We start from the raw sequence: 12,393 nt of genomic DNA on the forward strand, positions 1-12,393 counted from the left end.
ATTTAATCGGGGAATAAGATAGATAACTGGCGTTTATCTTCGTCGTCCTTTTTGTGCTTTTTTGTTGTAAGTATCTTCCTCAAATTTTCGGGCTTAATCTCGTTTACGGTAATCATGGGCAACTCGTTACAAGTTATAAAATATTGTGCTTTTTTCATCACTACACCCATTTTCTTTAACATCAGGGTATTTATTTTACCATAACGCCGCGACGAAACAATCAGGGTTGCCGACTTAACACCAATGCCCGGAACACGAAGTATCACGGCATAATCTGCCGAATTCAGGTCGACTGGAAAAAATTCGGGATGACGTAACGCCCACGAAAGCTTCGGGTCGATATCCAAATCGAGATTCGGGTTCACCTCGTCAACAATCTCGTTTGCACTATATTGATAAAAACGCATCAGCCAATCGGCCTGATACAATCGATTTTCTCTGACCAACGGAGCCTGAACAAGTGCAGGCAAACGCTTGTCGTAATCGTTAACAGGAATAAACCCAGAGTAGTATACACGTTTCATTTGCTGGTGCTGATATAAAGCCGACGAAACACGCAGAATATCCCTGTCCGATTCGGGTGTTGCCCCAATAATCATTTGGGTGCTTTGCCCCGCAGGAACAAAACGGGGGGTTGAACGTATTTTTTTCCGTTCTTCTTTATATTGCATAACTCCTTGCTGAATGTAGAGCATTGGCTTAAATACACTCTCGTGATCTTTCTCAGGAGCTAGAAATTTGAGGCTTTGCTCCGTCGGAATTTCAATATTCACACTCATACGGTCGGCATACAAACCTGCCTCCCTTATCAGTTCCTGACTTGCTCCGGGAATACTTTTCAGATGGATGTACCCGTTGTATTTATAAACCGTGCGCAAATCTTTAACTACCCTCACCATACGTTCCATTGTATAATCGGGGTTGTTAATTACTCCCGAACTCAGAAACAAGCCCTCGATATAATTTCGCCTGTAAAATTCGATAGTGAGTTCGACCAGCTCATTTACCGAAAATGTAGCACGCCTTAAATCGTTACTGCGTCTGTTTATACAATACGCACAATCGTATATGCAGTAATTCGTAAGCATTATTTTTAGCAACGACACACAACGCCCGTCTTCGGTAAAGCTATGGCAAATACCCCAACCGGAGGCACTGCCAACCATACCTGCTTTATTTTTGCGGGTAATACCACTCGACGAACACGAAACATCGTATTTCGCAGACTCGGCTAATATTGTTAATTTTTCGAGCGTATTTTCATCCATATCCGTTACACAAAGAAAACAAAGCCTACCGAAGATTCAAAACCTGAAATCTTAAAAACACCACACTTGTTAATAAAGAATGTAACAACGTGACTTACAAGCCATATAACTATTACAAGATACAAACTATTGTATATATGCTACTTATCTTTTTTTGCTATTCTTATTCTTGTATATCAATGCCCTATATTTATCTATATACAAGATATCGGGCAAACAGTTATAAACAAACTATGGGCTGCAAATAAAAACAATATAAAGCTGTCAGGTTTGTCAGGTTTTGTAATTACGCCCCTTTCTTTTGTAAGGCATTGCAACAATGCGATTAATTACATTTTAGTAGAATACAACAAATTAAACCTTCTTTTTATTTAATCCTAAAATTTTTATTCTCTATATTTACGAAGTAAAACTTATTTTGATCTAAAGAACATGGAAAACAAAAACTCGTTATTCAGAGGAAAGAATGGTGAAAATTACCTGATTCCATTTATCCTCATTACCTCTCTATTTTTTATGTGGGGGCTTGCAAACAACATGACAGATACGCTGCTAGCGGCGTTTAAAAAAATTATGAGCATGTCGGATTTTCAGACTTCGCTCATCCAGATCGCTTTTTACGGATCGTATTTTTGCTTTGCATTGCCTGCCGCTATTTATATTAAGAAAAAATCGTACAAGTCGGGCGTTTTGCTTGGGCTGTTATTATATGCAACCGGCTGTTTCCTTTTTTTACCGGCCAGTAGTACCGCCAGTTATGGCTTTTATCTTGTAGCTATTTATGTTTTGGCCGGGGGATGCTCTATTCTCGAAACTTCGGCAAATCCTTATATCTTATCGATGGGTGCACCCGAAACTGCAACACGTCGACTGAATATGGCTCAGGCATTTAACCCTATCGGGTCGATTACGGGAATACTTTTGAGTCAGTTTTTTATTTTGGGCGAATTGAATACTGCCGGAGCTACGGAAAGAGCAGGTATGGCTGCTCATCAGTTGGAGGAAATTCAAGCTAAGGAGTTGAGTGCCGTAACTATGACTTATGTTTATGTAGGCATTGTATTGCTAGCTTTGTTTTTAATAATATTGGCGAGAAAGATGCCCAAAGAGAAGACTGGAAATGACGAGTCGGACAGATTTAGTGCAACATTCAGGCGTTTGATTAAGAATAAACGTTATACGTTTGGGGTTTTAACTCAGTTTTTCTATATAGGTGCACAAATTGGGGTGTGGTCGTATACCATACGTTATGTTATGGTTCATCTGGGGTACAATGAGCAAGATAGTGCATCTGTTTATCTGGTTTCCATCATAGGGTTTACTGCTGCCCGCTTTGTGTTTACGGCCTTAATGAAATACATAAAACCAAGCCTACTGCTTGTGGGCGCCGCTTTAGGGGCAATAGCATGTTCTTTTGTCGTAATTTTTGCGGGAGGCATCACCGGTGTTGCTGCTTTAGTAGGGGTTTCGCTATGTATGTCGCTTATGTTCCCAACAATATACGGAATAGCAATGTCAGGTTTGGGCGAGGACGCTAAAATTGGTGGTTCGGGGCTTATAATGGCCATTTTAGGAGGTGCAATACTCACTGCTGTACAAGGATTGGTGTCCGATGCAACAGGTAGCATCAACTACGCATACGCGGTTCCTTTATGCTGCTTTGTTATTGTTGCCATTTACGGAATATGGATTTCGAAACTGAAAGAGAACTTCTAAAATAAAAGACACTGAATACAAAATGCCCCCGAAAGTTATGTCTACTTTTCGGGGGCATTTCGATATATGCTAAAGAATATTATTTAGAAGTAAGCTTATCTAAGCTTTCTTTTCCTTTTTCAATGTTATATCCAATTTTATCTTTTACGTACGCGGCTTCGCTCTTCGCTAAATCCATAGCTATATTTGCATTTCGTTTAGCCTTATATTTAAAGTTGTGCATTTTGTCCGAAATAGAATCAAACTTGCCTTGCTCCTGTAACTTACGAATACAATAACCTGCTGCTGCACCAACCAGTGCTCCTAATACAATCTTTTTCATAACCTTTTTTGTTTAATTAATTTGTTTATCCCTTTCGCTTGCTAAAAAACGAAACTATCCACAATAGAACAACCGCTCCCACTATAGACATAATTAACACACCTAAAACACTGCTTGTCTGAAACCCGAATAATCCGTAAATCCATCCTCCGAGAACACTACCCACAAGCCCAACAATTAAGTTGAGAATTATACCAAAACCACTTCCTTTCATTAACCAACCCGCAATTGCCCCGGCCAAAATGCCAATAACAATAGACCATAATAATCCTAATCCCATAATCTTAAATTTTAATGATTTATTGAAATATATTTCCTTTATAAACAGAGCTATTCGCTTTTTTGTTCATAAAAGCAATGGCATGCCATGCTTAAAAGCGTTAAATAAAAGTTACGAGATAAACCAATACGCACATCTACAGCCAATCGTAGTTAGTTTTACCCAATCTTAATTATTATGGAATTTGAGGTAAATGTTTTTCATGTGTTTTCTGTTCTTAAGGCACATAATTTCCGAACAAAAAATAGGCGATATTTTTTCAGACACTATTTTCAATAATAAACAATTACCGGCATCTGTATTATTCAAGAACAGAGTATTTCGGTTCAGCAACCGATATGCCATATACAAAAAAAGCACCTTGATAAAATCAAGATGCTTTTATATTTTGTTGTAATCTACCGATTACTTTTTGTTTTGCCCACGGCTTCCGTAACGGCTCATGAACTTATCAACACGTCCTGCAGTATCCACAAGTTTTTGTTTTCCTGTGTAGAATGGATGTGATGCGCTTGTGATCTCTAACTTCACAAGAGGATAAGTTACACCGTCTATTTCGATAGTATCTTTTGCATTGATAGTAGAGCGAGAGATAAATATCTCGTCATTCGACATATCTTTAAAAACTACCGGACGATAATTTTCAGGGTGAATACCTTTTTTCATTGCGTTATATATTTTAAAGTTTTTTATTCTTACGATTTTTCAGCTTGCAAAGTTAGCTCTTTTTCTATAAAAACAAAAAATAAACACGTTTTTTTTGAATAATAGACTTATTATTTATAACAAATCTAACCTTTTAACTAAACAAATAAAGTTGTAAAAGACAAATCAATATCGGCTTTCTATACAAGCCTGCCCTTGTGGTTGCAAAACTTCGAATTGTTGCGAATCGTGTGCTGTTCCCCAAATCACAACCTGCCGAGCCAATAATGATTTCTGAACATCAATTATCCGCTGGTTACGGCTGCCTCTAAACTGCAAATTATCTTTTCTCAGATGTTCGATATATTTACCATCAACAAGAACATCTATAAACGGCAGGATTGCAGACAATTTACCTAATTTCAGAATGTATTCGTACGAAAAACCTGTATAACACCAGATATTTTTATTTGTCTCATTCTTTATCCGTCGGGCTAAATCGGTAAAACCTTCCACTTGCACCAGTGGGTCGCCCCCCGAGAATGTTACGTTGGCAAACTCGTTATCTTTAATTATGTTCAGTAATTGATCCACAGAATACATTATTCCGTTTTCCATAACCCACGATTGAGGATTATGGCAACCTTTACACTGATGAACACAACCCGATGCATAAATAGCCGTCCTGAATCCGGGACCATCTACCGTTGTATCGTTTACAATATTGAGTATCGAAATTTTATTCATGTATAATACGGTCGTTAAGTTCGGCTAACTTCGCGCTGTTCCATCTATCGGTTGTACCTACCAGATATCCGGTTATGCGTTGCAAACGGTCAATCTCGTCACTTCCACAATCAGGACATTCGGCTAATTGTGTAGTGGCATTCTCGTAACCGCATTTTAAACAGCGATTGCGATTATGATTTACCGAAGCATATCCCATATTGTATTTATCCATCATATCGACAACCGTCATAATAGCTTCGGGGTTATGGGTTGCATCGCCATCGACTTCGACATAAAAGATGTGTCCGCCGCGGGTCAAATCGTGGTAAGGAGCCTCTACCCTCGCCTTCTGATGCGCACTACATGAATAGTAAACAGGAACATGGTTTGAGTTTGTATAATAATCGCGATCGGTTATACCTTCTATCAATCCAAAATCTTTTTTGTCGCGGCGGGTAAAACGCCCCGCTAAGCCTTCGGCGGGTGTAGCAAGCACACTGTAATTATGCTGATAATTTTCCGAAAACTCGTTTACTTTGTCTCTCATATAAGTTACAATCTCAACACCCAGCTTTTGAGCCTGCTCATCTTCGCCATGATGTTTCCCTACAAGGGCAACCAATGCCTCGGCCAAGCCTATGAATCCGATACCTAAAGTCCCTTGATTAATAACCTTTTCGATCGAGTTTTCCGATTTCAACTGCTCACACCCTTCCCACAAAACCGACATCAACAATGGGAACTGCTTAGGTGCCGCAGTTTTCTGAAACTCGAAACGGCGGTGCAATTGCAAAGCTGCCAATTCGAGCACTTTATCTAATTTACGGTAGAAACACTCGACACGCTCTTTATTGTCTTCAATATTTCGGCATTCCAAAGCAATGCGAACAAGGTTCAGTGTCGAAAAAGAAAGGTTTCCACGTCCGATAGAAGTTTTCTTTCCATACCTGTTTTCAAAAACACGGGTACGGCATCCCATTGTTGCCACTTCGTGTTCGAAACGGCGGGGATCTTCGGCATTCCAATCTTCGTGTTGGTTAAAAGTCGCATCCAGATTCAGGAAATTAGGAAAAAAACGACGGGCACTTACTTTACATGCCAATTGGTAAAGGTCGAAATTCGGATCTTCAGGCAGATAACTTACCCCTCTCTTTTTCTTCCATATCTGTATAGGGAATATTGCTGTTACACCATTGCCTACGCCTTGATATGTACTATTCAGCAACTCGCGTATAATACATCTTCCTTCGGGCGAAGTATCGGTTCCGTAATTAATAGAACTGAACACAACCTGATTTCCGCCACGCGAGTGTATTGTATTCATATTGTGGATAAAAGCCTCCATCGATTGATGCACACGCCCGATTGTGCGGTTTATTGCGTGTTGTATAATTCTGGCATCGCCTTGCAAGTCGTTTAATTCGGCATACAGATAATCGGCAATTTCTGTATCATACAAATGGCTATAATCTTGTCCGTTTATTTGTTCCAGCACTTTTACTTCTTCAACAAAGCTTCTTCTTACAAAAGGTGCCAAATAAAAATCGAAAGCCGGAATAGCCTGCCCTCCATGCATTTCGTTCTGCGCTGTTTCCATCGAAATACATCCTAGCATGCTGGCTGTTTCGATACGCTTTGCTGGACGCGATTCTCCATGCCCCGCATTAAAACCGTTTTCCAATATTTTATCTAATGGGTGCTGAACACAAGTAAGGCTTTTTGTAGGATAATAATCTTTATCGTGAATATGAAGATAATTCAGCCTGACAGCCTCTTTTACTTCGGGTGTTAATAAATAATCGTCGACAAAAGGTTTGGTTGTTTCGCTCGCAAACTTCATCATCATTCCGGCAGGTGTGTCGGCATTCATGTTTGCATTTTCGCGGGTAACATCGTTCGACTTGGTTTCTATGATTTCGAGAAACATATCGCGGGTTTTAGCCTTGCGGGCAATGCTACGCTGATCGCGATAGGCTATATATTTTTTGGCAGCCTCTTTACGGGGGCTGTTCATCAATGCCATCTCTACTAAATCCTGAATTTCTTCAACGGTCATTTGTTCGCTACCCTGGCAAGATATCTTATCGGTTATTTGTCTGATTAACGATGAATCTTCGCCTTGCTCGGTATGCAACATGGCTTTACGGATTGCAGCCATTATCTTCTCTTCGTTGAAGCCAACTACACGTCCGTCTCTTTTTACTACTGTCTGAATCATAATTAAAACCTTTCTACATTTTAAGAATATAGCAAACAGAAGGGCAGCAGAAATACACGAATAAGGCTTATACTTTATGGTAAGTAATCGTATATTCTTTTGCTTTTCTCCCGAAAGCTACGAATATATATACGGCAGGTCTTCTGACTTTTTCAAGTTAAGCCCCTTCCCATCTCGTTGCCGACGACAGTGGTATAATATGCCTAACTTTTTCATGAAATTTACAGCTACGGGGATAGCTCAGGATTTTCACCCGATTCCCTATTTATCATCGATAAGGATGGAACCATATATATGCTACAAAAGTATATCATTTATTCTACATAATTTCAAAAAAAAGCAAGAAGCTTTCAATAGCAAACAAGCAAAGTTTTCTAAAATAAAAATCAAGCACCTGTGTTACAGACGCTTAATTTTACAACATCGTTGAAAAGTTTTCCAAAAAAGTTTTCAACAGCATCAAGCTCTTATAAAAAAAAGACAGGTGCTTGAATTTTCAAACACCTGTCTTCCAGCATATTTAATAAAGTTTACTTTGTATACTGCCTACTTGGAATCAGTTCGATATCGGGAAACTGATTCTCCTCGGGTTCGCCAACTAATAAGAAAGGTACAATTCCATTTGCAGGTAGATAGCCTAATGGTAAATCGCCCGGCTTACTTATTGTATGTGTAGCACACCATGCATCGGCATATCCGCTCAGGCTTTCGCCCAATTTAAAGCAGAACATGCTTCGGTCGTCGCGTAAAGTTGTGATAAACTTAACACAATCTCTAGGCACATCGCCACTTTCTTTCATCTCCGATATTTTACGGGCTGTTGCATTCAGCCACTCAATATCGTGTATATGTTTTTCGTCCGTAGCAAAAACTATTACCATGGCTGCCATATCGTTATTACCCGGCTCGTATAACGAATAATGAGCCTGAACCACAGCTCCGTATATTACCGACGCTCCGGCCAACTGTTCTATTCTTTTTGGCTTAGCTTTAGTATAAGCAACAACGTCTTTCATAAATTCGCCGTCTACATCGCGGGGTGTAGCAAAATTAGAAGCCAACTTGTTAAAATCAAGAATATTCAAACTATCCTCTATTAGTTTTCTTTCGTGTGCTTCTTTTGCTGCAACTTTGTCTTCAAACTTCTTTCTGAGTTCAGCCACGTCGCAGCCCTGCTTTTCCATTTCTTCGATTTGTTCCAAAGTCACATTATCTTCCCAATTTTTAGGCGTAAAGTGCTTCGACATGAATTTCGCAATAATGTCCATTAATCCCATAAATTCCAGTTTTTTTATATTAATAATTCAGGTTAGAATAACATTTGTGTTAAAAGCTTATTTCTATTTCTACATCTCCTTACCTCTGGCTGTCGGCACAAATGTAACAAATATTTGTTGGCGATTATTAGTATTCATTAAAATTTCATCAATACATGGCATAAGACCTTACCACCAATTAAATGATAAACCAACAGAACATTTTCCTCAAACTTATTTATCTATATATAAAAGAATTACCATCCGTTCTTTTTTTTCAAAGTTGAAACTTTTCGCAAAGCGTCAACTAAAAAAAAGCGGTCTTATATTTAACGGACAGAACACGCAGGTGGCAAAGGCATTAAAAATTAAAAGCTGTCAGATATGTCAGGTTTTTCGATTATATGCTATTTTATACGTTGTGAGTCGTGTGTAATTCTATATCGACAGAATAAATGCTCTATTGAATTGTACTTACTGCACAAGGTCAGTCCCTTTTGCAAAGCTTTTTTTGAAAGCGGTCTTATATTTAACGGACAGAGCAGGCAGGCGGCAAAGGCATTAAAAATTAAAAGCTGTCAGATATGTCAGGTTTTTATTCCGGCATACATCTCAGTATATTGTGACAAGGATAAAATTCTACATTAATAGAATTAGAATTTTATTTTCCGTATAAACAATATAATTCCAAACCTGTTATTAAGTTAAGTCCTGTTTTTGTTGATTTTTTAATATCTTTGTTAGGACTTGTAACTTTTATGGATAAGATTAAACCCGACCTGTTAAAAAAAGAAGACAAAGCCATAATTATTTCCCCTTCGGGGTCTGTCGATCATGCCTATATACATGGAGCAAAGCATGTTCTCGAAAGCTGGGGTTTGCGCGTCGAAGTTGCTCCTAATGCTTACGGAAAAAACGGAAGATATTCGGGAACAATAAGCGAACGTTTATCCGACCTGCAAAACGCGATAAACGATCCGCAAGCGAAGCTAATTTTATGTTCGAGAGGTGGATACGGAGCTGTTCATCTGTTAGATAAGCTAAATTTTGACGGAATAAAAAAACACCCGAAATGGGTAGTTGGGTATAGCGACATAACAGCCTTGCATTTAGCATTGCTCAAAAATGGCATACAATCGGTTCATGCTCCTATGGCAAAACATCTGACCGAAGATTGTGAAGACATGGCAAGCATTAGCCTGAAAGAGCTGTTACTGTATAAAAATCCTCATTACGAAATAAAAGGGCACAGGCTTAATATCGAAGGCAAAACCGAAGGTATTCTTTTTGGCGGTAACCTTTCTGTTTTCTGTAGCCTCATGGGATCAGCCTATACCGAAGTTCCAGAAAATGGCATATTATTTTTAGAAGATATAGGCGAATATCCTTACCGTATCGACCGCATGATATGGAACTTAAAAATTGCAGGAATATTCGACAAAATAAAAGGACTGATTATCGGGAGTTTCTCCGAAGTGCAAAATGACAATCAGATGAAACCTGTATACGAAGCTATTGCCGATGTGGTCGGCGAATATAATATCCCCGTTGCCTTTGATTTTCCGGTAGGGCATGTAAAGGAAAATTACGCCCTTATTCACGGCGGCAAAGTACATTTAAGTGTAACAAAAGAAAAATCATCTTTCTATAACATATAAAATATGGAAGTACAAACAGCACTCTTTATACTAGCATTGCTTTTCTTTATCAGTATCTGGATCGGGAAAATAGGGAGTAAGTTTGGTGTTCCGGCCTTGTTGTTATTTCTTGGTATCGGAATGATATTCGGGAGCGATGGCTTAGGGCTCATCATATTCAGCAACCTCAAAGAAGCCGAAGCCATAGGAACAATAGCCCTTTGCATTATACTTTTTTCGGGGGGACTAAACACTAAATTCAGCGAAATAAAACCTGTAATATCCCAAAGTATAGTATTAGCAACATTTGGCGTATTAATCACGGCGCTTATCACCGGTGCATTTTCGTGGTGGCTAACCGGACTTATGATGCCGTCATTGGCTTTAGGCTTTACATCGGCTCTTCTTTTCGCGTCCTGTATGTCTTCTACCGATTCTGCCGCCGTTTTCGCCTTACTCCGATCGAAAGGGCTCAGGCTAAAAAATAACCTGACACCAACATTGGAACTCGAGAGCGGTAGCAACGACCCGATGGCATATATATTAACAATAACCCTGATAAGCGTTATTAAAGATGGAGGCGATATCAATATCCTTTCGGCCATCTCTAACATTGTTATACAACTTGTAGTAGGTTCGCTTGCCGGATATTTATTAGGGAAGCTCGCTGTTTTTGTTATGGACAAAATAAAGATCGACAACGAGGCATATTACCCCATCTTGCTATTTACATTCTGTATATTCATTTTTTCAGCCACCGGATTTATACAAGGCAACGGTTTTCTGGCCGTATACATTGGCGGGTTAATAATAGGAAACGCCAAGTTTGTAAACAAACGATCTTCGGTGAAATTTTTCGACGGATTAACATGGCTGGCTCAAATATTCATGTTCCTTATACTCGGATTACTGGTAAACCCAAAAGAGCTATTACCTATTGCAGCTATCGGACTAATAATCGGGCTGTTCATGATTTTAATAGCACGTCCGTTAACCGTATTCCTATGTCTTGCTCCTTTCCGTAAAATCGGCTTAAAAGATAAAATATTCATATCGTGGGTAGGACTAAGAGGTGCTGTACCTATTATATTTGCCATATATCCGCTCACGGCAGATGTTCCGCATGCCCATTTCATATTCAATGTGGTATTTTTCATTACCCTTGTTTCGTTACTTATACAAGGCACACTGCTTACCCGTGTAGCTCAATGGCTCGACCTGTCTTTGGTTACTCGCCCCGTAGGCCGGCTAAAGCACTTCGATCTCGAACTATCGGAAGATATGGGATCCGTTATATCCGAAATAACGTTGAACAAGCAAGCTATTGAAAATGGTCGCCGATTAATGGATTTACCCTTACCCGACCAATCGTTGGTTGTTATGGTCAGACGAGACGACGATTATTTCATTCCTAAAGGCAAAACCGAATTAATGGTTGGAGACAAACTACTTATTATAGCTGATGAAGAAAAAACGCTGAAAGAAACTTATAAAAGCTTATGCGTTAAAAATATAGCCCGAATAAAAAAATAGGTATATGTCATTCTGTTTCTTTAACTTCTAAACATCAAAAAAGTGAATTATTTAGCTCATGCATATTTATCGTTTGGAGATCCCGATATTTTAATCGGAAACATGATTGCTGATATGCTTCGTGGAAAACAAATGGATAATTTCCCCTATGCTATCCGTAAAGGGGTGGTTATTCATCGCAAAATAGACCGGTTTACCGATGAACACCCCATTGTAAGACATACAAAGAAAATATTCAACTATTCGGCCAGAAGATACGACGGAATCTTTCTGGATATAGCCTACGATTATTTCCTAGCTAACGATACTTCCCGTACACCTGAAAATGGATGGATGAACTTCTCGCAATGGTGCTACTCCGAGGTAGATAAGCGTATATCGCTGCTCCCCGAACGTTTTATCAAAATGTTTGAGGTTATGAAACAAGACAACTGGCTGTATAACTACAAAAACGAATGGATGATAAAACGTAGTTTCAGTTGGATATCAAAACGAGCAATATATCTGCCCAATAATGCAAATATATTTGCCGACTTCACAAACGGACTTCAGAACATACAAAATAGCTATAACGAATTTTTCCCCGAACTTGAAGAATTTGTAAAAGAAGAACTACGTATTATAAGTGAAGTAGAAAACGACCACCGATATTATTAACTTTTACCTTACCCGCCTCTCAGTAGTATATCTTTCATTCATTCAATTAGAGGTAAATATTAACAACAAAAGCCCCGTATTAAATAAATAATACGAGGCTTTATTATATAAGTGGCGGCTACCTACTCTCCC

Annotated in this window: 11 protein-coding genes and 1 riboswitch; of the genes, 4 read left to right on the forward strand and 7 right to left on the reverse strand. The window is 39.0% G+C overall.

Features of this window, described 5'->3' with window-relative positions:
* Positions 1-2 precede the first annotated feature (2 nt).
* Complete coding sequence (locus tag D0T53_RS12475; protein WP_163268410.1) at positions 3-1,268, reverse strand: putative DNA modification/repair radical SAM protein; 1,266 nt, start codon at positions 1,266-1,268, stop codon at positions 3-5.
* Between the two features lie 432 nt (positions 1,269-1,700).
* Between D0T53_RS12475 and fucP the strand changes: the two genes are divergently transcribed.
* Complete coding sequence (gene fucP / locus D0T53_RS12480) at positions 1,701-2,984, forward strand: L-fucose:H+ symporter permease (protein ID WP_163268412.1); 1,284 nt, start codon at positions 1,701-1,703, stop codon at positions 2,982-2,984.
* 79 nt (positions 2,985-3,063) lie between these two features.
* Here fucP and D0T53_RS12485 read toward each other — a convergent pair whose 3' ends face one another.
* The 6 genes from D0T53_RS12485 to D0T53_RS12510 all read right to left on the reverse strand — a co-directional run bounded on the left by D0T53_RS12485 (position 3,064) and on the right by D0T53_RS12510 (position 8,455).
* The gene (locus D0T53_RS12485) at positions 3,064-3,306 is read right to left on the reverse strand and encodes a hypothetical protein (protein WP_163268414.1); all 243 of its coding nucleotides are present in this window, start codon (positions 3,304-3,306) and stop codon (positions 3,064-3,066) included.
* 25 nt (positions 3,307-3,331) lie between these two features.
* On the reverse strand, positions 3,332-3,586 hold the full coding sequence (locus D0T53_RS12490; protein WP_163268416.1) for a GlsB/YeaQ/YmgE family stress response membrane protein: 255 nt from the start codon (positions 3,584-3,586) through the stop codon (positions 3,332-3,334).
* A 405-nt stretch (positions 3,587-3,991) separates the two neighbouring features.
* Positions 3,992-4,252, reverse strand: coding sequence for a type B 50S ribosomal protein L31 (locus D0T53_RS12495; protein WP_163268418.1), 261 nt, complete (start codon positions 4,250-4,252; stop codon positions 3,992-3,994).
* 165 nt (positions 4,253-4,417) lie between these two features.
* Entirely contained in the window at positions 4,418-4,978 is a 561-nt protein-coding gene (nrdG, locus tag D0T53_RS12500) for an anaerobic ribonucleoside-triphosphate reductase activating protein (protein ID WP_163268420.1), read from the reverse strand.
* A complete protein-coding gene (locus D0T53_RS12505) occupies positions 4,971-7,178 on the reverse strand; it encodes an anaerobic ribonucleoside triphosphate reductase (RefSeq protein ID WP_163268422.1) in 2,208 nt (735 codons plus the stop codon). Before D0T53_RS12505 ends, nrdG begins: the two co-directional genes overlap by 8 nt.
* A gap of 115 nt (positions 7,179-7,293) precedes the next feature.
* Positions 7,294-7,484: riboswitch (cobalamin riboswitch) on the reverse strand.
* A 224-nt stretch (positions 7,485-7,708) separates the two neighbouring features.
* Positions 7,709-8,455 carry a hypothetical protein gene (locus tag D0T53_RS12510; protein WP_163268423.1) on the reverse strand — a complete coding sequence of 249 codons (747 nt, stop codon included), beginning with the start codon at positions 8,453-8,455 and terminating at the stop codon, positions 7,709-7,711.
* A gap of 737 nt (positions 8,456-9,192) precedes the next feature.
* Between D0T53_RS12510 and D0T53_RS12515 the strand changes: the two genes are divergently transcribed.
* From D0T53_RS12515 to D0T53_RS12525, 3 genes are read left to right on the forward strand one after another with little or no spacing between them, the layout of a single operon-like run.
* Complete coding sequence (locus tag D0T53_RS12515) at positions 9,193-10,092, forward strand: LD-carboxypeptidase (protein WP_163268425.1); 900 nt, start codon at positions 9,193-9,195, stop codon at positions 10,090-10,092.
* Between the two features lie 3 nt (positions 10,093-10,095).
* On the forward strand, positions 10,096-11,604 hold the full coding sequence (locus D0T53_RS12520) for a potassium/proton antiporter (protein WP_163268427.1): 1,509 nt from the start codon (positions 10,096-10,098) through the stop codon (positions 11,602-11,604).
* A gap of 42 nt (positions 11,605-11,646) precedes the next feature.
* Positions 11,647-12,261: an ACP phosphodiesterase gene (locus D0T53_RS12525; protein WP_163268429.1), complete on the forward strand. Its 615-nt coding sequence runs from the start codon at positions 11,647-11,649 to the stop codon at positions 12,259-12,261.
* Positions 12,262-12,393 lie beyond the last annotated feature (132 nt).

This window comes from Dysgonomonas sp. 216, assembly GCF_010501065.1.
Taxonomy (GTDB): Bacteria; Bacteroidota; Bacteroidia; order Bacteroidales; family Dysgonomonadaceae; genus QVMM01.

Bases quoted from the DNA above. Each gene is read 5' to 3' on its own strand.
- D0T53_RS12515 (WP_163268425.1), top strand. From the start codon at position 9,193: ATGGATAAGATTAAACCCGACCTGTTAAAAAAAGAAGACAAAGCCATA.
- D0T53_RS12520 (WP_163268427.1), top strand. From the start codon at position 10,096: ATGGAAGTACAAACAGCACTCTTTATACTAGCATTGCTTTTCTTTATC.
- D0T53_RS12495 (WP_163268418.1), bottom strand. From the start codon at position 4,252: ATGAAAAAAGGTATTCACCCTGAAAATTATCGTCCGGTAGTTTTTAAA.
- D0T53_RS12490 (WP_163268416.1), bottom strand. From the start codon at position 3,586: ATGGGATTAGGATTATTATGGTCTATTGTTATTGGCATTTTGGCCGGG.
- nrdG (WP_163268420.1), bottom strand. From the start codon at position 4,978: ATGAATAAAATTTCGATACTCAATATTGTAAACGATACAACGGTAGAT.
- D0T53_RS12475 (WP_163268410.1), bottom strand. From the start codon at position 1,268: ATGGATGAAAATACGCTCGAAAAATTAACAATATTAGCCGAGTCTGCG.
- D0T53_RS12505 (WP_163268422.1), bottom strand. From the start codon at position 7,178: ATGATTCAGACAGTAGTAAAAAGAGACGGACGTGTAGTTGGCTTCAAC.
- D0T53_RS12510 (WP_163268423.1), bottom strand. From the start codon at position 8,455: ATGGGATTAATGGACATTATTGCGAAATTCATGTCGAAGCACTTTACG.
- D0T53_RS12485 (WP_163268414.1), bottom strand. From the start codon at position 3,306: ATGAAAAAGATTGTATTAGGAGCACTGGTTGGTGCAGCAGCAGGTTAT.
- fucP (WP_163268412.1), top strand. From the start codon at position 1,701: ATGGAAAACAAAAACTCGTTATTCAGAGGAAAGAATGGTGAAAATTAC.